The 25,661-nt window shown below is 39.0% G+C and carries 26 protein-coding genes; 17 read left to right on the top strand and 9 right to left on the bottom strand.

Going from position 1 to position 25,661, the window contains the following annotated elements; genetic code table 11:
• Positions 1–121: 121 nt before the first annotated feature.
• Positions 122–1,120 carry an adenosylcobinamide-phosphate synthase CbiB gene (cbiB, locus tag GM552_RS07320; RefSeq protein WP_155565871.1) on the bottom strand — a complete coding sequence of 333 codons (999 nt, stop codon included), beginning with the start codon at positions 1,118–1,120 and terminating at the stop codon, positions 122–124.
• 95 nt (positions 1,121–1,215) lie between these two features.
• Here cbiB and cobD point away from each other — a divergent pair, with 95 nt between their 5' ends.
• Entirely contained in the window at positions 1,216–2,220 is a 1,005-nt protein-coding gene (gene cobD, locus GM552_RS07315; protein WP_155565870.1) for a threonine-phosphate decarboxylase CobD, read from the top strand.
• A 180-nt stretch (positions 2,221–2,400) separates the two neighbouring features.
• Positions 2,401–2,997 carry a hypothetical protein gene (locus GM552_RS07310; RefSeq protein WP_155565869.1) on the top strand — a complete coding sequence of 199 codons (597 nt, stop codon included), beginning with the start codon at positions 2,401–2,403 and terminating at the stop codon, positions 2,995–2,997.
• Between the two features lie 49 nt (positions 2,998–3,046).
• Here the strand turns inward: GM552_RS07310 and GM552_RS07305 are convergent, their stop codons facing one another.
• The 3 genes from GM552_RS07305 to GM552_RS07295 all read right to left on the bottom strand — a co-directional run bounded on the left by GM552_RS07305 (position 3,047) and on the right by GM552_RS07295 (position 6,655).
• Positions 3,047–4,810, bottom strand: coding sequence for a DEAD/DEAH box helicase (locus GM552_RS07305; RefSeq protein ID WP_155565868.1), 1,764 nt, complete (start codon positions 4,808–4,810; stop codon positions 3,047–3,049).
• A gap of 386 nt (positions 4,811–5,196) precedes the next feature.
• Positions 5,197–5,988 carry a class III extradiol ring-cleavage dioxygenase gene (locus tag GM552_RS07300; RefSeq protein WP_155565867.1) on the bottom strand — a complete coding sequence of 264 codons (792 nt, stop codon included), beginning with the start codon at positions 5,986–5,988 and terminating at the stop codon, positions 5,197–5,199.
• Positions 5,989–6,019: 31 nt separating this feature from the next.
• Positions 6,020–6,655, bottom strand: coding sequence for a class I SAM-dependent methyltransferase (locus GM552_RS07295; protein WP_155565866.1), 636 nt, complete (start codon positions 6,653–6,655; stop codon positions 6,020–6,022).
• A gap of 80 nt (positions 6,656–6,735) precedes the next feature.
• Here GM552_RS07295 and dapF point away from each other — a divergent pair, with 80 nt between their 5' ends.
• The 5 genes from dapF (at position 6,736) to GM552_RS07270 (ending at position 11,815) form a co-directional block, all read left to right on the top strand.
• On the top strand, positions 6,736–7,560 hold the full coding sequence (gene dapF, locus GM552_RS07290) for a diaminopimelate epimerase (RefSeq protein WP_155565865.1): 825 nt from the start codon (positions 6,736–6,738) through the stop codon (positions 7,558–7,560).
• The gene (mtaB, locus tag GM552_RS07285; RefSeq protein WP_155565864.1) at positions 7,557–8,819 is read left to right on the top strand and encodes a tRNA (N(6)-L-threonylcarbamoyladenosine(37)-C(2))-methylthiotransferase MtaB; all 1,263 of its coding nucleotides are present in this window, start codon (positions 7,557–7,559) and stop codon (positions 8,817–8,819) included. The genes dapF and mtaB overlap by 4 nt, the downstream gene beginning before the upstream one ends.
• Positions 8,820–9,776, top strand: coding sequence for a signal recognition particle-docking protein FtsY (ftsY, locus tag GM552_RS07280; protein WP_155565863.1), 957 nt, complete (start codon positions 8,820–8,822; stop codon positions 9,774–9,776).
• Positions 9,777–10,118: 342 nt separating this feature from the next.
• Positions 10,119–10,709, top strand: a complete 591-nt coding sequence (locus tag GM552_RS07275; RefSeq protein ID WP_155565862.1) for an LIC_12616 family protein — start codon at positions 10,119–10,121, stop codon at positions 10,707–10,709.
• Positions 10,710–10,714: 5 nt separating this feature from the next.
• Positions 10,715–11,815 (top strand): peptidoglycan-binding protein, encoded by a 1,101-nt coding sequence (locus GM552_RS07270; RefSeq protein ID WP_155565861.1) that lies wholly within the window; start codon positions 10,715–10,717, stop codon positions 11,813–11,815.
• A gap of 298 nt (positions 11,816–12,113) precedes the next feature.
• On the opposite strand, the gene GM552_RS07265 is transcribed toward GM552_RS07270, so the two are convergent.
• Positions 12,114–13,340: a phosphoglycerate kinase gene (locus GM552_RS07265; RefSeq protein WP_155565860.1), complete on the bottom strand. Its 1,227-nt coding sequence runs from the start codon at positions 13,338–13,340 to the stop codon at positions 12,114–12,116.
• On the bottom strand, positions 13,340–14,365 hold the full coding sequence (gene gap / locus GM552_RS07260; protein WP_155565859.1) for a type I glyceraldehyde-3-phosphate dehydrogenase: 1,026 nt from the start codon (positions 14,363–14,365) through the stop codon (positions 13,340–13,342). Before gap ends, GM552_RS07265 begins: the two co-directional genes overlap by 1 nt.
• Before the next feature lie 432 nt (positions 14,366–14,797).
• On the opposite strand from gap, the gene GM552_RS07255 reads away from it, so the two are divergent.
• Positions 14,798–15,253: a hypothetical protein gene (locus GM552_RS07255; RefSeq protein ID WP_155565858.1), complete on the top strand. Its 456-nt coding sequence runs from the start codon at positions 14,798–14,800 to the stop codon at positions 15,251–15,253.
• Between the two features lie 119 nt (positions 15,254–15,372).
• Positions 15,373–16,599, top strand: a complete 1,227-nt coding sequence (gene hemA, locus GM552_RS07250) for a 5-aminolevulinate synthase (protein WP_231504020.1) — start codon at positions 15,373–15,375, stop codon at positions 16,597–16,599.
• Positions 16,600–16,643: 44 nt separating this feature from the next.
• Here the strand turns inward: hemA and GM552_RS07245 are convergent, their stop codons facing one another.
• Entirely contained in the window at positions 16,644–17,408 is a 765-nt protein-coding gene (locus tag GM552_RS07245) for a DsbA family protein (protein ID WP_155565857.1), read from the bottom strand.
• A gap of 179 nt (positions 17,409–17,587) precedes the next feature.
• On the opposite strand from GM552_RS07245, the gene GM552_RS07240 reads away from it, so the two are divergent.
• The 3 genes from GM552_RS07240 (at position 17,588) to GM552_RS07230 (ending at position 20,683) form a co-directional block, all read left to right on the top strand.
• The gene (locus tag GM552_RS07240; RefSeq protein WP_370533608.1) at positions 17,588–19,111 is read left to right on the top strand and encodes a gamma-glutamyltransferase; all 1,524 of its coding nucleotides are present in this window, start codon (positions 17,588–17,590) and stop codon (positions 19,109–19,111) included.
• A 176-nt stretch (positions 19,112–19,287) separates the two neighbouring features.
• On the top strand, positions 19,288–20,316 hold the full coding sequence (gene recA / locus GM552_RS07235; RefSeq protein ID WP_110438496.1) for a recombinase RecA: 1,029 nt from the start codon (positions 19,288–19,290) through the stop codon (positions 20,314–20,316).
• Positions 20,317–20,440: 124 nt separating this feature from the next.
• Positions 20,441–20,683, top strand: coding sequence for a hypothetical protein (locus tag GM552_RS07230; RefSeq protein ID WP_155565856.1), 243 nt, complete (start codon positions 20,441–20,443; stop codon positions 20,681–20,683).
• Between the two features lie 323 nt (positions 20,684–21,006).
• On the opposite strand, the gene GM552_RS07225 is transcribed toward GM552_RS07230, so the two are convergent.
• Both GM552_RS07225 and GM552_RS07220 read right to left on the bottom strand, forming a co-directional pair.
• Positions 21,007–21,468 carry a RidA family protein gene (locus GM552_RS07225; protein ID WP_155565855.1) on the bottom strand — a complete coding sequence of 154 codons (462 nt, stop codon included), beginning with the start codon at positions 21,466–21,468 and terminating at the stop codon, positions 21,007–21,009.
• Between the two features lie 14 nt (positions 21,469–21,482).
• Positions 21,483–23,042 carry a vitamin B12-dependent ribonucleotide reductase gene (locus GM552_RS07220; RefSeq protein ID WP_155565854.1) on the bottom strand — a complete coding sequence of 520 codons (1,560 nt, stop codon included), beginning with the start codon at positions 23,040–23,042 and terminating at the stop codon, positions 21,483–21,485.
• A 305-nt stretch (positions 23,043–23,347) separates the two neighbouring features.
• On the opposite strand from GM552_RS07220, the gene GM552_RS07215 reads away from it, so the two are divergent.
• From GM552_RS07215 to GM552_RS07195, 5 genes are all read left to right on the top strand, one after another.
• Entirely contained in the window at positions 23,348–23,716 is a 369-nt protein-coding gene (locus GM552_RS07215) for an NADH-ubiquinone oxidoreductase subunit NDUFA12 family protein (protein WP_155565853.1), read from the top strand.
• 24 nt (positions 23,717–23,740) lie between these two features.
• Positions 23,741–24,265, top strand: coding sequence for an outer membrane lipid asymmetry maintenance protein MlaD (mlaD, locus tag GM552_RS07210; RefSeq protein ID WP_230882774.1), 525 nt, complete (start codon positions 23,741–23,743; stop codon positions 24,263–24,265).
• A 29-nt stretch (positions 24,266–24,294) separates the two neighbouring features.
• On the top strand, positions 24,295–24,516 hold the full coding sequence (locus GM552_RS07205; protein ID WP_155565851.1) for a hypothetical protein: 222 nt from the start codon (positions 24,295–24,297) through the stop codon (positions 24,514–24,516).
• Positions 24,513–25,040 carry a DUF2155 domain-containing protein gene (locus tag GM552_RS07200; protein ID WP_155565850.1) on the top strand — a complete coding sequence of 176 codons (528 nt, stop codon included), beginning with the start codon at positions 24,513–24,515 and terminating at the stop codon, positions 25,038–25,040. The genes GM552_RS07205 and GM552_RS07200 overlap by 4 nt, the downstream gene beginning before the upstream one ends.
• Before the next feature lie 88 nt (positions 25,041–25,128).
• A complete protein-coding gene (locus GM552_RS07195) occupies positions 25,129–25,650 on the top strand; it encodes a disulfide bond formation protein B (protein ID WP_347401044.1) in 522 nt (173 codons plus the stop codon).
• The last annotated feature ends 11 nt before the right edge of the window (positions 25,651–25,661 follow it).

The raw sequence follows: 25,661 nt of genomic DNA, 5'->3' as shown, positions 1-25,661 counted from the left end.
CTGCAAGTAGGGTTTTATCGATTTAATAAATATAAAATATCAATATAATTATTTTTTCTAAAAAACCTGAGCATTTATATCATATGTAATTATAATTTAGCAATATAAAATCCTTTATTATTTATTTAAAATATGTCATTATTTTGTATAATGCTATTAAAACAACTAATTTTATAAAACTTGCATAATAATAAATTTTACAGGCTTTACAAATATCCTCGGAATATAATTGACTACGTTCTCGGCCTATTCGTGGGGATTCAACAATATGGTCTTTATAGTGGCGTGGGCATAATAACTGAATATTAAGAGTGTAAGCCATGGCTGCTTCTGGCCATCCAGCGTTGGGTGAATTGTGTTTTCGCGCATCTTTACAAACGGGTTTTAGATTATGGAATAATTTTTTAGGATTTGTAAGTAAAATCAGAAGGGCGGATAGTCGTGCTGGAACAAGGTTCATGTAATCATCCATTTTGGCTGAAGCGTAGCCGAAATTCCGATATTGTTCTGTTAAATGCCCGATCATGCTATCTGCAGTATTAATTGATTTAAAAACAAGTAGCCCGGGTAATCCCCCAATATATCCCCAAAAAACAGGAGAGATTACACCATCCGAAAAATTTTCAGCCAAACTTTCAATGGTTGCACAACAGATTTCCGACATATTGAGATTATCTGTTTTTCTTCCAACAATGTGACTCAACGCAATACGAGCACCTGCCAGATCATTTTGATCAATTTTTTCCCTAACTGCGTGAACATGTTCGTAAAGTGAGCGATGTGCAATGAAAATACTGCCAAAAATCCCTGATAAAAAAGTTGCTAAATACGGACGAAAAAAGGCAAACACGAATTTTTGGAAAAGATGGGCTATTAATCCCGGGACTAGAAAGTTAAAAAATAAAGTGATGAAACCATTTCTTTTTTGAATATTTGCATTTTTATTTTTTTTATTGAGCTTAAGTTCCAGAAAGTGGATTAATTTTCCAACGTAACATATCGGATGCGGAATTTTTTTATAAATTTTCTCTGGATCGCCCCATATCATGTCAATCATGAGCGCAATAATCATGATTTCAATATTACGTTTTCTGTAAAATATGTTTAAAATCTTTATCATTTAAATTGTCATAATCTGCCATGTGGATTTATTGATATTTTCATAATTTAGATGGTTTTAACTATAAATTAAATAAAGTGGATATAGATAAATATATGAATATTCAACATGGGGGGAACCTTGACCAAGCGAAAAAGCTTTTTCCGGAGGTTACGGGATCATGGCTGGATTTATCAACAGGAATTAACCCTTACAGCTATCCACTTCCCTCTTTAGATATATCTTTATATGAAAAATTGCCCTCTTATTCTCATGAAGAAAATTTGCGGCAGGTTGCTGCAGACTATTATGGTTGCAAGAATAAATCTTGTGTTGCGCTTGCGCCCGGTACCCAAATCTTGATATCGTTAATGCCGACTGTGCTTAATGCAAAAGAGGTTTATGTTTTATATCCAACCTATGAAGAGTATATTTCATCTTGGTGGCAGGCTGGGGTAAAAGTAACACGGGTCGTTAATTTTGAAGATTTTGAGACGCTTTGCCCCCAAAAAAATGTAGTGGGGGTTATTTGTAATCCAAATAATCCAGATGGTCGAAAAATTGATATGGCCAGATTAGAGTCTTTGATAAAAAAATGGAGTGCATCCGGTAATCATCTTATCCTTGATGAAGCTTATATGGATTTTTCAGGGCAGAGTATGGCTTATTTATTACCTTCACCAGGATTGTTGGTATTGCGATCTTTTGGAAAGACTTTTGGTTTGGCTGGGTTAAGGGTTGGATTTTTGCTGGCTTCACCTGAAATTATTCAAAAAATACGATATATGCTTGGTTTATGGCCTGTAAATGGACCCGCCTTGCATATAGCTGCTGAGGCCTTACAAGATGGTTTGTGGAAAATTGAAACTGAAAAAAAATTGAGAATTCAACAAAAACGTCTGGATGCTTTTTTGCAAAGTCATTCCTTTAATCTTGTGGGTGGGACGCTTTTATTTCGCTTATTTTATCATCGGTCTGCGAATGATATATGGAAACATTTGGCCTCTCATGGGATTTGGGTACGCAAATTTGATTATAATCCCAATTGGTTGCGTTTTGGATTGTTATACAGGCAAGCAGATTGGCAAAGGTTGGAAGCGGTTTTATTGTCAATTTCGTGAAATGACAATAAACATGTAACATCTGCCATGGATCAGTTTGATGGTATTTAATAACTTTTCATCCTTTCGTTTCATTCAGTTCAGGAGCTGTTTATGATATTTATTGTTACATTAATGCCTTAATATAGCCCGAATTTTGTTTTGATTTAAGATGATTAGATTCATAAAGAAGGAAAGAAAATGTTGTCAAAACGTTTAATTATCTCTGCAAGTTTTTTAAGTGTATTTATGATGGGGAATTTGGTCTCTCAGGTTCATGCTCAGGATGTAATACAGAATTTGCAACAAAAGGAAGATAATTTTCATAACCGTGTTATACAGCATAATCAGGCAATTCGCGATCGTATGCAGCAAAACCAGGAACGTATGGATCGTTATAGGGATTATCAAAGGGATCAGAGAGCACGCTGGGATCAACAAAGACAGGATTTCAAGGATCGTCTGAATGGGCCCAAAAGAGAAGCGCAGGAACGTATGGATCGTTATAGGGATTATCAAAGGGATCAGAGAGCACGCTGGGATCAACAAAGACAGGATTTCAAGGATCGTCTGAATGGACCCAAAAGAGAAGCGCAGGAACGTATGGACCGTTATAGGGATTATCAAAGGGATCAGAGAGCACGCTGGGATCAACAAAAGCAGGATTTCAAGGATCGTCTGAATGAACCCAGAAGAGAAATGAAATATCGTCAGGAACAAAGACGTCAGGAATGGAAAGATTTAAAAAATAATACAAAACAGGATATACATGATTTGACACATCCATTTTCAAATTAAATTTTTAATTTGTGACACGAATTTGGTAAAGGGGCATAAGCCCCTTTATTTATTTTTTGCGTTTTCTTGATGAAGATGATGGACCCGATTTATCTTTGTATTTAAAATCGGTTTTCTTTCTGGTTCTTGTTTTTTTTAAATCCGACCCATTTTTTCTTTTGCGCCTGTAATCCGGTTTTTTATCACCTTCCCCAATAGACGGGGCTGACGTTTGGTAAATGTTTACGGATTTGTCATTTGCAATATTTTTGTTAAAAATATCTTTTTTTTCCGAGGAAATCTCGAATTTTGTGGCGTTATCAAAAATACGAATATTTCCAATATCTTTTTTCTGGATATTACCAGATTTGCAAATGGTTGGAATAAGCCATTTAGGATCTGCTTTTTCATTTCGACCAACTGGAATTTCATACCAGACCCCGTTTGTAAATGCGTATTTTTCTGATGATTTTTGTCTTCTATTTTCCTTATTGTAAGGGGCGGAGCGCTGTTTCTGCAGGGATATGTTTGTAATTTCCTCGGGATTAGGAATAATTGAACGATAAAATGAAATGACAGCATTCGCAAGTTCATTAAGATTGAACTGTTCAATCAACTGCTGAATCAAAGGTTGATCTTCTTCCATAATATCCTTGCTGCTTAAAAGTGCAGGATTGGAAAGAAGACGCTGGTTATCCTTTTCACGGATGGCCATCATATCAGGCGGGTTTTCCCAACTTGCTGTTACTTTAGCGTGAGCCAATAGGCGTTCGGCACGATTGCGTTGATTTGAAGGAACAATTAACACGCACCGACCTTTTCTTCCGGCACGTCCAGTCCTTCCTGAACGATGCAATAAGGTGGCGGAATTGGTTGGAAGGCTAGCATGAATGACAAGATCCAGAGTGGGTAGATCCAAACCACGGGCAGCGACATCAGTGGCAACACAGACTCGTATTTGACCAGAACGAAGACTTTTAATGGCATGATTTCGTTCTTCCTGTCCAAGATCGCCAGAAAGGGCAACACATGAAAAGCCCCGTTCAATCAAAGTTGATTGCATATGACGAACGAGTTCTCGGGTGGCACAGAAAACCATTGCTGTGGGGCTGTCAATAAAACGTAAATAATTAATAACGGCGTTATCAACCTCCTTTGGGTGAATCAAAGAAGCGTGATATTCAATGTCTCTATGCTGATTGGTGGGAACTGTATTAATTCTCAATGCTTTTTTCTGATATCGTCGGGCCAGGTTTTCAATATCTTTGTCAATGGTTGCAGAAAAAAGCAGGGTTCTATGATTTGATGGACATGCGGATAATAATTCCTCCAGTTCATCACGAAAACCCAAGTCCAACATTTCATCTGCCTCATCAAGAACAATTGTGTCCAGGCCAGACAGATCAAGATGATTATGCCGTACGTGATCACAAAGTCGTCCGGGTGTTCCCACAACGATATGACAGCCTTTTTCCAGTGCATAAGCTTCTTTACGAACATTCATTCCGCCAATACAGGTTACAATCTTGGCCTTGGTATTTGTATATAGCCAGGATAATTCTTGGTGAACTTGTAACGCTAATTCGCGAGTGGGAGCGATAATCAGGGCTAGCGGTAATTTTGCAGCGGCAAACTGATCTTTATTAGCAAGTAATGTTGTTGCCATGGCAATTCCATAAGCCACGGTTTTACCTGAACCGGTTTGAGCAGATACAAGTAAATCTTGTTCATTATTCTGTTGTTCAAGAACAGCCTGTTGAACAGCAGTCAAGGCTGTATAGCCTTTATTTTCTATAGCTTTTGCAAGGGAGGAATGAATTTGAGTAAATGGCATATAGGAATCCGAAACGTAGGTTATAAATCTAAACAAAAAATCAACTATATAACAAAGTGGATTTTGTTAAATAAATGAAGGTTTTGTGGGAAATTGTAAAAACAGAATGAGTGAAATGGGGGTTATTATCAGATACATTCAAGGTTGATATAATATCATAAAGCGGTTTATCAATATTTATTGGGTTAAAACATATCTACAATATTTATAAAATATTCTAAATACAAATTTTTTCAAACTTAAAAATAAATATTTAAGGATTTATTTTGTATTATCATGAAACAATTTTTATAAAAAAAGAAAATTAATGTCAGTATTATTTAATACTGTAGAATATGTTAAAAACTAAAGCATGATTAAGAGAATATTTTCTGTTTTGATAATAATCAACCAAATTGGTAAGCAGAAATTGGTTTATGTAAAATTATATCTTTAAATATACATTTTCCATGATCTTGTCTTGCTGCGCCAGAAACCGCCATCAAGGGTAGAAGATGTTCTGCACGTGGATGAGCCGAATGTGCGCCGGCGGTTTTTTCCCATTCAATCAATAATCTATCACGATCATCACAAGCGGGAAGGGAAATGACATCGGTTAACCAGTTATCAAAAGCATATGCCTCTCTGGTGCCTTGACCAGAAAATAAAAAGGGCAGGTTATGATAGCTCATCCCACTTCCCATAATTAAAATATTTTTATTGCGTAGCGGATAAAGGGCCCGACCGATATTAAAATGGTATGCCGGATCAAGGTTATTATGTAGCGATATTTCCACAATTGGAATATCGGCATCAGGAAACATGACTTTTAAGGGAATAAAAACACTATGATCCCATCCTCTTTTTTCTTCAAATTCACTTTGAATATGCTGTTCTGTTAAAAGGGTATGGATTTGTTCGGCAAGAAGCGGATATCCTGATGCTGGATATTGTAATTGATAAGTATGTTCGGGAAAGTCATAATAATCATAATACAAGGATGGATTTTGGTGATGGTGGATTTTGATCGGATCGCTTTCCCAATGAGCCGCAATGACAACGATGGCATCTGGTTTTTTAGGTAATGTTTTAGGGAATTTATGTAGAAAATCACCCATATTGGTCCATATATTATAAGGATCATCCATAAAAAAACACGGACCGCCCCCATGGGGAAGATAACAAGCAGGTTGACGCATTACAGATTCATTCCAATATGATTAGCATAAATTAAATTTTACTGGCAACAACACTATATATGCTGCTTTTCCAGAGAGGCTGATTATCGGGTGGGTGAACTTCTCCCTGATCGAAATTGTTGAATCCTGATCGTTTCAGAAGAATTTTGATAAAGCGCTGGCGCTCCCCGTTATCAAGTGCCTGCCATAAGGCAATAGTGCGGGTCGCTAAATATCGGGGGGAAAAAGAAAAGATTATTCTGCCTCGGGGTTTTAATATCCGATAGCATTCCTCAAGAATAGCGAAAGGATTTCGCAAATATTCAATGACTGAGCACAGACAAATATAATCGACACTGTTATCTTGTAAAGGAAGGGATAAATTTTGGTTAATGTCCTGAAGAATTTTTTTTGTTAATTGATGATTTTGTTGTAAGGCATTGTTATCGATATCAATACCGATTAAATTTTGGTATGGAACATTCGCGGGAATATGACTGTTTGATCCACACATTAGGTCGAGGATGGTATCGCCTTTTTGTATGAGAGTATGATATAAGGCTTCAATAGTTTTATATCCCCCTTGGTCGATAAGAGGTACAGGTTTATGGTGCGTATAATATTCAAGATCATTTTCTGTACCAGCAATATCAAAAGAATGGGGATGGAAATCGTTTAATTCGGTCATGGGCATAAAAAATTGGCGTTTTTTGTGTTACATTGATAAATTAAGTCAAGTTAAGTACCAATAGTTACGTTAGAATAATAATGGATATTTCTTTTAGTAAAATGCATGGTATCGGTAATGATTTTGTCATTATCGATAATTCTGTCAACAGAATTCAGCTAAATAATAATCGTATTGCCGAACTATGTGATCGTCGTTATGGGATTGGCTGTGACCAGTTGATTATATTATCTGCTCCAAGAGATAAAAAAGCCGATGTTTATGTTCGTTTTTTCAATCCTGGCGGAGATGAGGCAGGTGCCTGTGGAAACGGTTCACGCTGTGTCACGGCATGGTTGCATGATAAATTTCAACGTAAGAATTTTACCATACAAACCAGCGCTGGGTTACTGCCAACCGAGGTCATTGATGCTTTTACAGTAAAAGTAAATATGGGACAGCCAAAAATGAATTGGCGTGATATTCCACTACAACGTGATGTTGATAGTTTATATTTGCCATTATCCGGGGAACCGGCAGCGGTTTCTATGGGAAATCCCCATGTAACATTTTTCGTTGAGGACTTATCTACGGTCGATCCTGTATTTTGCGGTCAGGTTCTGGAAAAAGACCCCTTGTTTCCGGAAGGGGCAAATATAGGGTTTGTACAGATGCTGGATCGTCAAAACATGCGGGTTCGTGTTTGGGAACGCGGGGCAGGGTTAACACTGGCTTGTGGTTCCGGTGCATGTGCTTCTGTTGTGAATGCGGTTCGGCGAGGTTTGGCTGATCGTTATTGCGAGGTAAGAATGGATGGTGGGAATTTGATTGTTGAATGGGATGAAGCCTCTAATGATGTATTGATGACAGGTCCTGTTCATTTTTCTTTTACCGGGCAATTTAATTTGGATCATTACCCTTTATGACGTCAAAGACCCAAAAGGAAAAACCGCAGATCATTACCTTTGGATGCAGGCTTAACCGTTATGAAAGTGAGGTAATGAGCCAGCATGCCGAGCAACTTGACAATGTCGTTATTGTCAATACCTGTGCCGTGACAGCTGAGGCAGAACGGCAGGCAAAACAGGCAATTCGTCGGCTACACCGAAAAGATGGCGAAAAACGTATTATCGTCACGGGTTGTGCCGCACAAATCAATCCTGAACAATGGTCGTCATTACCGGGTGTGAAGCAAATATTGGGGAATGAAGACAAGTTAAAGGGGGAAAATTGGACAGAGGCAGCTTTATCTCAAGGAAATCAGGTTTCCGATATCATGACGGTGAAAAATACCGTGGGACGGATTGTAACTGATTTTACCGGTCGGACTAGGGCTTTTGTTCAAATTCAGCAGGGATGCGATCACCGTTGTACTTTTTGCGTTATTCCTTTTGGGCGGGGACCTTCCCGGTCTGTTTCTGTTAAGGGAGTGGTTGATCAGGTAAAAGCTTTGACCCAACAGCAATACAATGAGATTGTTCTTACAGGAGTTGATATCGCTTCATGGGGAAGGGATCTGAAACATAAAGGAAGGTTGGGGGATCTGTGTAAGGCTATTCTAAAAGATGTTCCGGAATTAAAAAGGTTAAGATTATCATCAATTGATCCAATTGGTATGGATCCGGTTTTGTGGGATTTAATGGCCAGCGAATCTCGTTTTATGCCCCATCTTCATTTGTCGCTTCAGGCAGGTTCCGACATGATATTAAAACGGATGAAGAGACGTCATCAAACCAAAGATGTTGGATCATTGGTTGAACAACTTCGTTCAATACGCCCTGATATCGGACTAAGTGCCGATATTATTGCAGGTTTTCCGACGGAGGATGAATCGTATTTTCAGGAGACATACGATTTTCTAAAGAAAGTTGCCATTCCCTATCTTCATGTTTTTCCCTATAGTGAAAGAAAGGGCACACCTGCGGCCCAGATGCCAGCCGTTGCAGTTTCCGTAAGGAAAGAGCGTGCGGCCCGGTTGCGAAATTTGGGTGCAAAAATAGCCAGTTCATATCATGAATGTTTTGTTAATAAAACGGTTTCCATCTTGATGGAAACGGTTGATCGTGGTCACAGTGAACAATTTTCCGCAGCAACCTTAACAGGTAAGGAGGCAACTCCCGGTGAAATTATTTCAGCCCGTGTAATTTCGGGTAATTCTGATGGTATTATAGTAGAAAGAATATAAATGGCGCTTGGTTTTTTTTCTCGTCTTAAACAGGGGCTTTCCCGTTCAACGCAAAAATTGGGAAACAACTTAACATCTGTTTTTACAAAACGACGATTGGATGATGAATCACTTGAACAATTGGAGGATATTCTAATTTCTGCTGATTTCGGCCCAGAAGTAGCGGAAAATGTTATTGAATCCTTTCGTAAGACCCGGTTCGGTTCGGAAGTTACGGATCAGGAAATAAAACAGGCCCTTGCAGAAGAAATTTCCAAGATTCTAAAACCAGTTGCCGTACCATTTCAGCCCAATCCTGATTTGAAACCCCATGTTGTTTTGATGGTTGGCGTAAACGGGACAGGAAAAACGACAACGATTGGAAAAATGGGACAGTTTTTTACTGATCAGGGGCTTAAGGTGATGATGGTTGCCGGGGATACTTTTCGTGTGGCAGCAGTGGAACAATTGCAAGTGTGGGGTGATCGGGTTGGTGTATCGGTTATATCAGGAAAACCGCAGGCAGATGCGGCGGGTCTAGCTTTTGAAGCCCTGAAACGTGCAAAAAATGAGAAAACAGATTTGCTGTTGATTGATACGGCAGGTCGTTTGCATAATAAAAGTGCCCTGATGGAGGAGCTTGCCAAAATCATTCGTGTCATGCGTAAATTTGATGAAACGGCGCCGCATTCTGTTTTATTGGTTTTGGATGCCACAACAGGTCAAAATGCAATTGAACAGGTTCGTATCTTTAAGGAGATGGTTGATGTTAGTGGATTAATCATTACCAAATTGGATGGTACAGCACGAGGAGGTATTGTCATTGCCTTGGCTGAAAAATTTAAGTTGCCAATCCATGCAGTAGGAGTTGGTGAAAAGGCGGAAGATCTTCGCGATTTTTCTGCAGAAGAATTCGCCAAGGGATTGGTGGGAGATACAGTTCAACTTTCCACTACAGAAGTTAATATTGATAACTGAGCTATTATTTTGATTATTTCTATAATAAATGGTTTTATAGGGATATCGTTGATGGCTCCATAATGTTTGAAAACAAAGTTGCGAATTTATAGTTTATATTTGCAAAAGCCACTTATAATATATCTAAAAAAATTGATACAAACAGTCAAACATTATTGAATTTTCTGTCAGATTTTGAGATTATTTTAGTAAGTTAGTATTAGTATAGCTTGATGAAGCGACCTTGATAGTAGGTCGTTTTTTTGTTTTTTATCAATAGAATTTTTTCAATAGATGCCAAAACAATAACATCAATATTCCAATTAATTTCCAAAACAAAAAATTTAAGAAAGCCTTAATTCTATGAGTAAAAAGGATAATAAACATGTCAAAGTCATGGTTGTTGCTCCCAAAGATGGAGAATTTCCAGAATTATACACTTTAAGTTATAAAGAAATGTATAATTTGGTAGGAAAATTCATAAAAAAGGCTATCCCTATTAAAGGAACTGAATTAACGATTATACAAGGTCGCGGTAATCGAGTTTCAACCCCCAAAGCACCCTATATACTCATGAATATCGTTGATGAAAACCGTCTTTCAAGTAATGAAAGCTATTATCGGGGGTGTCATAAGATTTTCAGGTCAAGATCGCAGATTACAATGACCCTGATGTTCGTTGGAAACGAATATGTTCCAGCACTGCAAATGGCCAAGTCGTTTATAGTCAGATTTAATGATTCCTGGGCAAGTGATCAGTTTGAGCAATATAAAGCGCCATTTTTTCCTCTTTATAGCGATGAAGTAACCATAGAAAGTTCATTTGTCAATGCGGAAGATCAATATGAGGATGTTTGCTCGGTTGATGTTTATTTTGAATATCATCCAGAATTTGGAGTTTGTGAAGGCAGTGCCAAAGAAATCATTATGAATGTCAATGGATTCAATGAGTAATTAAAATGCGTAACATTCGTCATTCGGTTGGGCGTAATGCTGTAAATAACCGTCAAGATGTTATAATTGTACAGTCGTTACTCAAACGGCATGGGGCATCATATGTCGATGTTGGTGAAATATGTGGTCCGCTTACAAAAAAGACAATCATTGAGTTTCAGAGTAAATTTTATACACATCCTGATGGTGTTATAACACCCGGTAAAAAAACTTCAATATACTTGAATAATTTTACGGGTTTGCTGACCCAAGATTCTTCAACCTCGCTTGTAATAAATCATGCTGAAAGGAAACTGTCATCTATTCAACCCTGGCAAAAAGAAGGAGAAAAGCAAAAGGGCTCCGCAAGTGAGGCAACAAAAAATGCCGTTTATCCTCAAATTATAACGATTGGTATGCTGGATGCTGTAAATCCATCAGGTAAAGGAAAGAATGGAGTTAACGCTACAGCATTGCCTTACCTTAATAGAAATGCCAATCATTTTAATATGACAGATAAGCGGGAAATTGCTTATTTCCTATCTCAGATATCTGCTGAAAGTGGACTTCAACCAATAGCGGAAAATTTAAATTACCGTGTAAGTGCAATGCGCGATAAATTTGGTTACCAAGCATTACGGATGTGTAAAAAAAAATTATGCAAAAAAATAAGAGTCCGAAGAGATAAATTGTGGACACAAACTTCTCATTATGCTCATCATCCACAAGCATTAGGTAACTATGTATATGCTGATCGTATGGGGAATGGTGATGAGGCAAGTGGCGATGGATATAGATATAGAGGCAGGGGGTTTCTTCAAATAACAGGCAAAAATCTGTATAGAAGAATGCAGGATTATCATCATCAAGAATTTCCCGATGATATTAATAATTTATTAAACAATCCTGATTTGGTTGCAGATAGAAATCATTATGAATATGCTGTGGAGACAGCATTTGTTTACTGGTTTGATATTGCAAATGTTCATGATCTTGCAATTTCAGCAGATGCTACAGTCAAGGCCGTAACACGTAAAGTTAATGGAGGCCAAAATGGTTATCAGGCAAGATTGAATGCATTTAATCGTTTGGCAGATTATTTGGGGTTAACCAAGGCTAGTCAATAGATTTAAGTAAAAAGATTTCAGTTAACAAGATCGCAAAAATTATTTTAGGATTATTTATATTTCCATTTTTTCCAATTCATGGAAAACAAAATATTTTTGTTATGTTAAAATGGCATAATTTTCATAGAGGTTTAACAGATGTTGATAGTTATAAAACCTATACTTATACTTATGAAAAATATAAAACTGCTATTGATATTAAAAAATTCATCGGGAATATGATTGTCATATTTCAAGTAGAAAAACAAAAAAGACTGAAAAATCAGCCTTTTTTGTTTCAAAAGTTTTTTTAAAAAACCTATAAAGGCATTGTTTCTTGAGCTAATGTTGTTAGGGCGACAATACCTGGAAGAGCTTTACCTTCCAGCCATTCAAGAAATGCGCCACCAGCGGTTGAAACATAAGACATTTCATTGATAACGCCAGCATGTTTTAAGGCAGAAACCGTATCACCGCCGCCAGCAATACTTTTAAGCTTGCCAGCCTTGGTTAATTTGGCAGCTTCTTGAGCCACTTCATTGGTTGCCTTATCAAAAGGTGTGAATTCAAAAGCACCCAAAGGCCCGTTCCATACCAAGGTCTTGAGCTCAGCTAGATACTTGTTAAGTAATTTCACCGTTTTTGGCCCAACATCCAAAATCATTTGGTTATCGGGAACGGCATGGACATCAACAGTTTGTGTCGCTGGATTATTTTTTAATTCAGCGGCCACAACAACATCTACAGGTAATAGAATTTTACAATTTTGTTCTTTTGCCTTTTCCATGATGTCACGAGCTGTTTCATGCATGTCGGCTTCCTGCAGGGATTTACCAGTCTTGACACCTTGAGCGGCAAGAAAGGTATTGGCCATAGCCCCACCAATAATCAATACATCAACCTTATTGATCATATTGGAAAGCAAATCAAGCTTTGTGGAAATCTTTGACCCGCCGATAATGGCACCAACTGGACGGTCAGGATGTTCCAGGGCGGCATTCAATGCATTTAATTCAGCCTCCATTAGACGACCTGCAAATGAAGGCAGGAATTTGGTAACACCCTCGGTTGATGCATGGGCACGATGGGAGGCTGAAAAAGCGTCATCAACATAAACGTCTGCCAAAGAAGCAAGCTCTCTAGAAAGCGCTGGATCATTCTTTTCTTCACCAGCATGAAAGCGGGTGTTTTCAAGTAAGAGAATATCACCGTCTTTCATTGACGTGACAGCTTTCTGGGCATCAGGGCCAACACAATTATCAGCAAAAGCCACAGGCTGTTTTAAGATATTGGATAAAGCTTCACCGACTGGTTTTAGAGACATTTCTGGAACCACCTTGCCTTTTGGACGGGCAAAATGGCTGCACAGAATAACCTTTGCATCTTTTTTAACCAGTTCCTTGATGGTGGGGACCAAACGATCCAGACGCGTTGTATCGGTAATTCTGCCATCATGCATGGGGACATTCAGATCCCCGCGCAAGAGAACTTTCTTACCTTTGCAATCAAGATCATCAAGGGTTTTGAAAGTTTTCTGTTCAACCATTATTTTGCATTCCCAAGGGCAACAGCTGTATCAGTCATACGGGTTGAGAAACCCCATTCATTATCATACCAGCCAGCAACACGGATCAATTTACCATTGTCAATAAATCCGGTTTGTGTTGCATCAAAGGTTGAGGAGTTAAAGCAATGGTTGAAATCGGAACTTACGAGTGGTTCATCATTATAGCCAAGAATACCCTTTAGCTCGCCTTCGGCCGCTTTTTTGAAATAGGCATTTAACTCTTCAACAGAAGCGGGTGTTTTGGTTGGAACAAAGTCCAAAGCAACATAAGAAACATTAGGGGTTGGAACGCGAATGGCAATTCCATCCAGTTTTCCTTTTAATTCAGGAATAACCAATGCAACGGCTTTTGCGGCACCAGTTGTTGTCGGAATGATGTTTTGTGCAGCGGCACGGGCACGATGGAGATCTTTATGTAATGTGTCAACCGTGCGTTGATCACCTGTGTAAGAGTGGATGGTCAACATGCTGCCCCGTTCAATTCCGACTGTATCCTGAAGAACCTTTGCGATAGGAGCAAGACAGTTTGTGGTACATGATGCATTGGAAATGACAGTCATGTTGCCATTGATAATTTTGTGGTTAACACCGTAAACAATGGTTGCATCAACATTTTTTGCGGGGGCGGAAACAAGAACCTTACGGGCACCAGCCTGAAGCAATGCACTTGCGGCCTCCTTGCTTGTGAAACGTCCTGTGCATTCCATTGCAACATCAACACCTTGTAATGGAAGTTTTGTTGGATCTGCTTCGGCTGTAATTTTGATTGGGCCAATTTTACGTCCATTACGTGTTGTAATGGTCATTGTATTATTTTCGACTTTAACATCTGCAGGAAGACGACCGTGAACCGTATCATAACGGAGAAGGTGAGCATTGGCCTCTGGGCTGCCAAGGTCGTTAATCAATACGACTTCCGCATCAGTGCGTTCGGTTTCAATGATGCTGCGTAGTACCAAGCGACCAATACGTCCAAAACCGTTAATTGCAAGTTTAATAGCCATGATAGTTAAATCTCCCTTTAAGGTTAAAAAGATTTTCCAAGGCGAATCGTCTTGTGAAAATTAATATAAAAACTTTTCTTCGTCTTTAACTCTATTTAATCACGTTTTTTTGATAACGTGAATATTAATCTTAATAATTTACCACAAATTTGATCTTTTGTTAGCTTTTTTAACAATATGCTAAATGAGGTTGTGATTGCACAGGATTATCAATCTTTTATATGAATTAAGTGTAGGATCAAATTTTTTTAATGAAACTTTCATGTCAATAGCAGTCTTAGTTTACGGTTTATTTCGGGTAATTGAATAAATTCGATTATTGAATAATAGAAATATAAGGGTAAAGGATTTCTTTATATTGTAAAATCAATTATTAAGGTTTAATTGAGATTGTTAGCGTTCTTTTCCAACTTTGCACTTTAAGTCAATTTTATGATCAGTCATTTGCGTTATGTTTCCTTGTTATTAAGTGGTTTTTTTTTATTAAGTTCTTGTAAGCTGGTTGATCAAAGGACTTTTAACCCGAGTGCAGGACGTAGGCCCGCTCCTTATATTCCCCCGCCTCCTCCACCTCCTCCGCCTCCGCCCGCACCACCGATCGAAATTGTAGAGGGAACGCCCCAGGATCAATGGGAAAAACCTTTGACAAATTTGGTAAAGGATGCGTTGTCAAGAAAAGCGGATGCCTTGTTTGTTATTACTTCTGTCACCCCAATTTCATCTGATCCTGTAATGCAGCAGGAACAAATGACTAATATTGCAGCGCATGAAGGCAGGGCAATTGCAAATGAAATAATCCGAGCGGGTGCAAAGGCGGAGCAAATTCAAATGAATGCCAAGGCAGATGGTGGGGTCAAGAAAAATGTTGTCCAAGTCACTATACAATAAGGTTATTGGATAAATTTTTATATGTTCTATATGAGGACGTAATGGATTGGTTATTCAGACAATGTTTTGTCATGTTGAATCATTTAAATCCCGAGGGATTTAAAATAGGAGAATAAATTGTGTCAGAACCCATAATATCTTCACATCCTTTTTATGCCTATTGCAAAGAGGCGCTTGGAGATATAGAGAAACAGGGACGGTATCGGCGTTTTACCCCATTAAGTCGTCAGTCAATGCATTATCCTGTTTATGATAGAAAGATTAATGCAAAAGAGGAAACCCCGATTATAGCCTGGTCAGCCAATGATTATCTGGGTATGGGAATTGAACCTGAAGTCATGAATGCCGCCATTATGGCTATTCAAAAATATGGTGCAGGTGCAGGTGGGACAAGAAATATTGCCGGAACCCATCCCTTACATGAAGCGCTCGAGGCTGAACTTGCAGACTTGCATGGTAAAGAGGCTGGCTTGTTATTTGTATCAGGTTATGTATCAAACCAGGCGAGTTTGCAAACTATCCTAACGAGTATGTCTGGGAACTGGATGACTTTTTCCGATCAGCAAAATCATAATTCTATGATTGCTGGTATAAAAGGAGCTAAAAATGCTGATTGTGTGGTTTTCAAACATAATGATTTGCAGGATCTTGAACATAAACTTGCAAATGCTCCAAAAAATGTTGCCAAACTGATTGCTTTCGAAAGTGTCTATTCTATGGATGGCGATATTGCGGATATTGGGGCTATCTGTGCATTGGCACACAAATATAATGCCTTAACTTATTTAGATGAGGTACATGCTGTCGGTTTGTATGGAAAAGAGGGGGGAGGTGTTTCTCAAAGGGATGGTGTAGCGAATCAGGTTGATATTATTGAAGGAACCCTTGCAAAGGGCTTTGGTGTACATGGGGGATATGTAACGGCGAAACGTGAAATTATTGAGTATTTACGATTGGCTGCTGCTGGATTTATTTTTACGACTTCCCTACCCCCATCCGTTGTGGCAGCGGCATTAAAAAGTGTTCGTTTGGTTCGTCAGCAGAATTGGCGTCGTGAAAAATTGTTTGAACGTATTCATACGTTTCAGGAAAAATTGAGACAGGCCAATATTCCTTTTATCGAGACAAAAAGCCAGATTGTACCCGTAATTATTGGAGAGGCTGAGTTATGCAAAAAAATAAGTCAACGTTTACTGGATGAATACAAAATTTATGCACCACCAATAAATTATCCAACCGTGCCCAAAGGAACGGAACGATTGCGATTGACCCCCAATCCTTATCATACGGATAAAATGATGGATGATATGGTAGATGCCTTGAAAGCTTTGTTACCTAAAAAATGAATTTTAAAGGCGATTTGCGGGTCGCCTTTAGTTTAGCTATGATATTATTTATTAAGTTTATCAATAACTTGTTCAAGATTGTCATAGCTTATTGCACCTTGAATGATATGTTCACCATTAATGATCAAGGCTGGAGTACCTTCAATACCAAGATCATGAGTTAATTGAAGGTTGCCGTTTAAAGCGTTGGTGACGGAATCCGCTTTCATATCGATTACCAATTGATCGGCGTTCAGTTTAAGTTTCTGTGCAATAGATTTGATAGTATTAAGGTTGATATCTTCCTGACTGGTCATCAAGGAGCGCATCATTGCAACATAATTGTTTTGTCTAGTTGCCGCAATTATGGCCTGAGACTGCAATTTGCTGTTTTCAGAAAGGATGGGAATGACTTTTAAGATTATCTTGACATCCTTATGTTTTTTGACCAGATCGATTAAAATAGGCAGCATTTTTTTACAGTATCCACAATTTGGATCGTAAAATTCAGTAATGGTTGTAGCTGCGTTTGGATCGCCCATCAGTCCGTCAGTGGGTAGCTGACGTAACAGTAATCCTTTTTTCTCTTTTATTGTCTGGGTAGAAAGTGAAGCGCGTTGTTGCTCTTTCTTTTTCATCAGGGTTTGAATTCCAGTTTCTAATAGGGTTGGATCATCTTTTAGAGCCTGTCTGACAATGGAAATGATTTCTTTACGTTGTTGGGATGAGAAAGTTGCTGCTGGATCTTCACTATGACCAATGACAGGGAAAGAGATAAGACAGGAGAGTAATGAACCTGTCATCAAAGGACGAAAGGATAATTTTTTCATAAAGCGTTTTCCGATTGGTAAAATTGGGATTTTATCATATGGATGGATAATATTATACAGAATTGTAATTGTTGTGATATAAAATGAATCTCGATAGAGTATGGCTTGATAATTTGAGTTAAATATAACTTTCGAACCCTATTATGGTATTATTGATTTTTTAAGTGGAGCGCTGCCACGTGTCAAAACGTTATCAAATTTCAAAAGGTCGTGTTGAGGCAAAGACAACAAAATTTACTCAAAAATTCAGGGACGGATCAAGGCAAAAGATAGTTTTGTTTAAGAAGGCTGTTTGTGGTTTGGCCTTGGCATTTTCAATAACGGCATGTGGTGGGGATCATCACGAGAAAAAACTATCAAAATCTGCAAATTTGAATCATCGTGTAACAGGATATGTGGGGAGCGTTGCTGCAGATGAACCACAAGCCGCCATGTTGGCGCGGGATATCCTGATTCGTGGGGGAAATGCGGCTGATGCAGCTACGGCCCTAGGTATGGCATTGACAGTAACTTTGCCTTCCCGTGCCTCGCTGGGAGGAGGTGGAGCATGTCTGGCGTATCATCCCGGACAGCCGGCACAGTCAATTATTTTCCTTCCTCAGGCAGGAAGAAAACCTTCCAGTAATAGTGATCGTCCAGCTGCGATTCCAATGATGGCAAGAGGATTATATTTATTACAAGCAAGTTACGGCAAGTCAGATATTAATGATATTTTACGGTTGGTTGGTAATTTGGCAGGAAATGGTGCTCCCGTTTCTGACACGTTGGCGAGTGATCTGGCAGCTGTTCAGCAGCCCTTATTTGAAGATTCTGCCATGCAGAGAGCATTTACAAACGCAAATGGACTTCCTCTTAAGGCTGGGGATATTCTATATCAGCCTCGTTTAAAGATTATTTATGACCGATTGATTAGTGCAGGTATTGCAGATCTTTATATTGGTTCTCTTGCAAGAAGTTATGCCTTGGGATCCCAGATTGCGGGAGGGGGGTTGTATAACGAGGACTTTAGAAATGCCCTGCCTGTTCAAACCTCAGCTTTGTCTTTGACACAAGGACAAAATATTACATATTTTTTATCTCCTCCTGCAGATGGAGGTCTGGGTATGGCAATGGCGATGCATAATGGACAAAATAGGGATGATGTTGCCCAGGGTACAGTTGCAAAATGGCGTGCAGAAAACAGTTCTACTTATTTGAAGTCATCCATTGAAGGAATGACAAAAAAAGCTCAAGACTGGCTTGATAATGGGAAGGCGGGCAGCGGCAGTTTGCCAGCATTGCCTGCATCTACATCTTTTGTAGTTGTTGATCGTGATGGGGGAGCCGTTTCTTGTGCCTTAACCATGAATAATTTATTTGGTACAGGACGTATTTCTGGAACAACCGGTATCGTCATGGCTGCGTCTCCTCGCCAGCTGCCGCCACCTTTGTTAACAGGATCGATTTCAACGTATAAACAGCGTTTTATTGCAGGAGTTTCTGCCTCTGGACAGAATGATGCGGCGCAAGAGGCTGCCGTGACCATGAATTCTTTTTTGAACAAACAAGGAAATAAACGGGAAAAGGGTGTTTCATTATCGAATTCGAGCGGCTCAAAAGGACGGGTAAATGCCGTTTATTGTTCTGATGGGTTGCCAGGAAATGACAGGCAATGTCATGCTTATACAGATCCAAATGGTATGGGATTGGCAATTAGCCGTTAAGATAATTATTGCTGTTATGGATCATTGATATTTTGATAAAAATACCAATATTGTAAATGTAAATATTGTATTTTTATCTTTTAAAATCTTCAAAAGCAGCAATAAATGTTTAACTGGGGTTAATCTGAGAATTTACGGTCCCCACGTTATTTATTTATAAGGAAATTCTAAAAATAATGGACAAGAATAAAGCATTAGAAGGAGCTTTGTCTCAGATTGAACGTGCCTTTGGTAAAGGTTCAATCATGAAGATGGGAGAGCAGTCTGTCGTTCAAGTGGAAGCAATTTCAACAGGCTCGATTGGTCTGGATATTGCTTTAGGAATTGGTGGTGTCCCTCGTGGACGTATAGTTGAAATCTATGGTCCAGAAAGTTCCGGGAAAACAACAATGGCATTGCATATTATAGCCGAGGCTCAAAAAAAGGGTGGTACATGTGCATTTTTGGATGCCGAACACGCTCTTGATCCCATTTATGCGCGTAAGCTCGGCGTTGATATTGATAATTTGCTCATCTCTCAACCTGATGCCGGGGAACAGGCATTGGAAATTGCGGATACTTTGGTTCGTTCTGGCGCTATTGATGTCTTGGTAGTGGACAGTGTGGCGGCATTGGTTCCCCGTGCAGAGTTGGAAGGGGATATGGGGGACAATCATGTTGGATTACATGCCCGTTTGATGAGCCAGGCTTTAAGAAAATTGACCGGATCTGTTTCTCGTTCCAATACCTGTCTGATTTTCCTCAATCAAATTCGTCAAAAGATTGGTGTTATGTTTGGATCACCAGAAACAACTACAGGCGGAAATGCATTGAAGTTCTATTCTTCTGTACGTATGGATATTCGTCGTATCGGTCAGGTGAAGGAAAAGGACGAAATCACAGGAAACCAGACGCGGATTAAGGTGGTTAAAAATAAAATGGCTCCTCCTTTCAAGCAGGTTGAATTCGACATTATGTATGGAGAAGGAATTAGTAAGATGGGAGAATTGATAGATCTGGGTGTAAAAGCAGGGATTATTGAAAAAGCGGGTTCATGGTTTTCTTATGACAGTCAGCGTATTGGTCAGGGCCGGGAAAATGTAAAGCAGTTCTTGCGAGAGCATCCGGAGATAAGTCAGGTTATTGAGCAACGTATTCGTGAGCATTCTGGTATTATTGGTGAAGGCTCGATGGATGATATGGCTATCGGGACTGATGATTTGTGAGATAGCTAGTTATTAATTTTCTTCATTTATCAATTTGTTGTATAGAAATTGATAAATTTAATAGTTTATGATTATTAAATTGTTGCATTCAAATGATCTAAATGGAGAAAATTCAAAATGGAATGTGAATAAAATTAAGTGGCAGGGTTTATTAACGCAGACAGAAGAAATCACCAAAAACTTTTTTATCCTTCCCTTTGCCCAGATGATTCTGGAGCATGACGTATTCAGTCATCTTGGGGTTATGCAGGAATATAATTGCAGATACGGTGTTAAAATGGATGAAAAGATGGATTTTGTGACCTTAAAAGATGAAAAAAATCAAATTTTAATTGAATGTAAAAAATTGGCGATGATCTTAATATAAATACAGGCCTCACAAATTCACGGTATTTTTCAGTAACGGAAGCTCGTATAGTCATTCTTGCAAATGGCAGGGTATATAGATTTTTTACAAATTTAGATGCACCTGATAAAATGAATAATGAATTTTTTCGATATTAAAAAGGTAATCTCTCAGCAAGTTGTAGATCTAAAACAATTGTATGTCGAGATATAAAAAGTTATTTTGATATTTAGTTAGATAATAACCGTAAATCGGTATGCTGATTGCATTTTAAATGCATACCAGATATATATACAGAGTATAATTAATTATTATACTCGTATAGATCAACTGGCAGAATAGATTTATTTCAATTCAAACCAAGCTTCAACCTCAACACAGGCATCCATTGGTAAACATGCTACACCAAAGGCAGAACGTGCATGTCGTCCTTTGTCTCCAAAAATTTCTACAGCTAGATCTGATGCTCCATTCATGACAACAGCCTGCTGGGTAAATTCCGGTATGCTGGCAATGAACCCCCCCAGGCGGATTAATTTGCTGATTTCATTTAACTGTCCAATAGCGGCCTTGGCCTGTGCCAAAATATTGATCATGCAATAGCGGGCTGCTTGTTGCCCAGTTTTAAGGTCAATGGTAGCGCCCAACTTTCCGGTTGCATAAAGTTTCCCGTCTATAAAAGGAAGTTGACCAGAAATAATCAGGGAATTATTGGTTTTGATTGCAGGAAGATAATTTGCAACAGGGGCTGTCGGGGTAGGAAGTTGAATTCCAAGTTTGGCAATGCGTTCCTCAATAGATGACATGTCTTGATCCTTTCTCAGCTTACAAGTTTGAATTTTGAATGTTTCCGTGGGGAAGAGTGAGATTGATTCATTTCTTCCTCTGGTAGATCCAAAGGCAGCATGGGGAGTTTTTCCTCATCAGACTGTAAATTATTAGGTGCGTCAGGTAAAGGCTGGTTTAAATAAACATCTGATAATAGCCGGAAGCTATAATCCAGAAACGAGGTCGCGTAAATCGCTCCCGGATCCCCTTCAACGGTTCCGGCAATGCCGAAGCGGCTATAGGCAAATGCGGAAACGAATTCCTTTAAAGGAACCCCATATTGCAAACCAATACTGACAGCCTGGCCAAGGCTGTCTAACAAACCTTTAACCATGGCATTTTCTTTTAAAGGCGTAATCGATATCTCACCAAGCTTGCCATCTTCGTATTCACCTGTACGCAAAAACAATCCACGTCCAGCAATACTCGCTTTTTGTGTAATTCCTTTGTGACGTGGTGGAAGAGGTTCTCGAATTCCCCGGGGTAATATGGTTTTTGAAGCGAGGGGATATTCCATTGGATGGGGACGGGGGGGCATTGAAGTTGTAAAACCGATCAATGCCTGATGCATTGCGCAATGCGCCTGATGAGAAGGGGGTTGAAGTATCAAATTTCCCGATAGGGTTGCAGCCAGTGCACTTTCAGGAGTTAGTTTTTGTTTTGCCATTCGCGCAATAGTACTTATTGCCAGATGTCCGTCTTCGGTAACAGGGGAAAATATGGGGGCAAGTCCACATGCTTCTGATCCTAGAAATAGATCTTCAGGTCCGGGAATTGAGAAACTGGTTTCTATCCTGGGCAGAGGCAAAGTTTTTTCCTCAGAGGCAAGACTCCATATTTCTTTGGCAAGGCTAGTTAATTCTGGTAATGCATTCCAGTCTGGTGACAAGGGAAGATAATCAGATCCACAACCCGCAGTTGAGAGTAAGGTTGCAAAACAGGTAAGGCAACAAGCCACATCCCGTCCTTGGATACTGTCATATTCCAGACCGAGTTGTGCAAGACAGGCATCTAAATTGGTAAGATAAATTGTCCCGGCAATATTGTGATATGATTCTGCATTTTCAGAATCTACAGGCTTTTGCTTTGGGGAAATCTGCAAATCTGGAAAGGGGAGCTCACTGTTAATGAAATTGAACTGTTGCTTATAGAGAATACGGATACTATCGATAACAATTTGCAGAACTTTCCGATAAGAATGCGCGTCAAACCCTGTTTCAGTTGACGCAAAGGCAGCCAAATTTATGGTAAAGGCGGGTTTTTGACTGTTGTCATTTTGCCAAATACGTTGATTGGGACAGGCCTGTTGGTTTAGCAGAATTGTTTCCCAGTCAGAAACTGTCCAATTTTTTATCCCTGCATTTGCCGCATGATCACAAAGAGGCAATAACCAGTTGGCAGTGATCTGATCTGTTTTAACAGAGGAGGATTCCAGTTGATAGGATGAGCATAACTGTAAGATCGCTGTTGCAGTTTGATCCTCCCATCGAGCGGGCATGGTTACTGAATAAAGAGATGCGTCGGGATCAATCGCGGCTTGCAGATTACGCATCCTGACGCCATTCCAAATATGTCTTGTGTTCATAATAATCAAGTTTACATTTTTTTTGGAATGTCGATAAGCTGAATAAATAGGTAAAAAGTTATACAGGTATCTGTATTCAGTGGATATTGTGGATAAAATTCCGGTTAAATTTGTTTTCAATTTTTTATTTATCTTAGCGTGTAATCTTTTGATTATTCGGTCTAATTAGAATCCAATTTAATTTTTTTTGTGATTTTTATGGAAAAAAGGTATATGGTTGTTAGAAGTTATTTGATAAAGATACTACATAATTATTTTGTTTGAATTATATTATGACAACACTTGGAACGCGTTTACACACACTTTTAAAAGGACGTTTGGTCGGAAAAGATTCTGATGGACGTTCCTATTATGAATCTCGCAAACTAAACCGTCTTGGCGGAGGTGAACGTCGTCGTGAGCGGTGGGTTATTTATAAAAAAGGTGATGATCCCTCCGCGGTTCCCCCAGAGTGGTGGGTCTGGCTACATTATGAGGCGGATGCACCAGTTCCGGTATCAAAGCGTCATCCCTGGCAAATTCCCTATCATTCCAATTTAACCGGAACAGCCAAGGCTTATCATCCACAAGGGAGCGATTATGCCGGTGGTCAACGAGCCAAGGCTACGGGTGATTATGAAAGCTGGGTTCCTGAGGCTTAGTTGAAAAGATAGTTCATGGTATTGATGCCCTCTCAAAAAACACAGCAAATAATTGAACTTGTCACAGGTTTGATAGTGTTGGTTGTTTTTGTTGTTGCTGTTATCATGGCCATTATTGGACATGGGCAGAAAAATATTGGAGGGTATCCGTTATGCGCATCGTTTAGCCAGATTGACGGGCTGGAAGTCGGTTCAGACGTAAAATTGGCAGGGGTGAGTGTAGGTCAAGTTATTCAGGAAAAAGTTGACCCAAAAAGATTTAATGCGGTTGTAACTTTTACGGTTCGGCCAGATGTAAAATTACCAGTTGATACGGCGGCAATTATTACAAGTGATAGTCTGCTAGGTGGAAAATATATTGATCTTTCTCCAGGTGGTGATGAAACGGTTCTTAAACCTGGTCAGTTTCTGACCCATACCCAAGGGGCTATCAGTTTGCAACAGCTTTTAAGCAAATTTATTTTCTCTGTTACAGATAATATGAGTAAGAATGAAAAGAAAAAGGCGGACAATTCTGCTGATCAATTCCATAATAATGAATTACATTGACTAGTTTAAGAATTTAAGGGTTGGTTAAGATGAAAGCAGAAGTTCAAACATCTTCATTAAACTGGCCTCAATCTGATGGAAAACCTGTAACCTGCAAAGAAAAATTAAAAATTCTGGAAGAAAACAAAACCGAGTTAACACAATATATGCAGGATGTATTTGAGGACGCATTGCTGATTGGAGTGGATGAGGAATTCATGCGGGATTTTCTAAAAGATATGGTTGATCAATTACGGAGTCCGGTAAAATGAAAAAATATTTTTGCTGTTTAGCTGTTGTCATACTGGGAATAGGTAATATTTCAAACAGTTTGGCTGAAACCAGTAAATCAGCAAAACAAAATCCCAATGTTGCTGAACAGTGGATAAGACAATCCGAAGCTGTTGTTCGAATTTTGAATAAACTTGAAGCCCATACTGAAATTTTAAATATACCGGTTGGACAATCAGTGCGATACCAGACCCTGACAATCGAGGCTCTTAATTGTGTAATACGTCCTCCCTCAACACCTTTTGATAGTGCCGCATTTCTTCAAGTAACAGACACAAAATTAACATCTATTCATTTTGCCTCATGGATGTTTTTATCTGAACCTGGAATAGCTGTTTTTGAGCATCCTCTATATAATATAAGTGTTGTTGGCTGTGCGGGTAATTCAATGAATGATTCCCAAAAGGTTCAAAAAAAAGATGAAAAAAATATACAGCACCCTGTTGAGCAATCTTCAGAATCAATTGAAAATTCGTTAGAGAAGTCTTTGCAATCGCAACATTAAAAAAAATATGGTAAACTCGCTTTTTTATAAAGTCCATTTCATATTTAACCGTTCATCATTCATGTGTAAACCAGTCTAGGTATCAGTCGTGACCAATTATAATAAATATTATATGAAAACGATTACCGCAATTTTCTTTATATTGGCAGGCGCATTTGCTATTGGTGCAGCGTGGTTTTTACAGCATGTTTTGCATATGGTTCCCTGTGGTTTGTGTTTATTGGAAAGATGGCCATATCGTTTTCTGATTATTTTGGGTATTTTGGGTATTTTTATTCCAACACGATATTTGACCTTGATTTTATGGGTTGGATTTATGGTTTTGTTGATGAGTATTGGCATTTCCTGTTTACATATTGGGGTGGAACAGGGATGGTGGGCAAGTCCGTTACCTGAGTGTAGCGCCAATCTTGTCGCAACGGACAATCTTGCCGATCGGCTTGGCGCTATGCCGGATCGTCCAGGCAAACCCTGTGATGTCGCCTCTTATCCTTTTTCTTGGCTGCCAGTTTCTTTGACAATGGTAAACGGATTATATTCCCTCTTCTTATTTGCTATATTGATTTGGCGGTTGGTTGAAGAAAGACATAATCGTAGAATATATTTCTAGATCCTTAAATT

The organism is Commensalibacter sp. ESL0382 (assembly GCF_009725775.1).
Classification (GTDB): domain Bacteria; phylum Pseudomonadota; class Alphaproteobacteria; order Acetobacterales; family Acetobacteraceae; genus Commensalibacter; species Commensalibacter melissae.
This window is presented reverse-complemented; position numbering and strand designations above follow the sequence as displayed.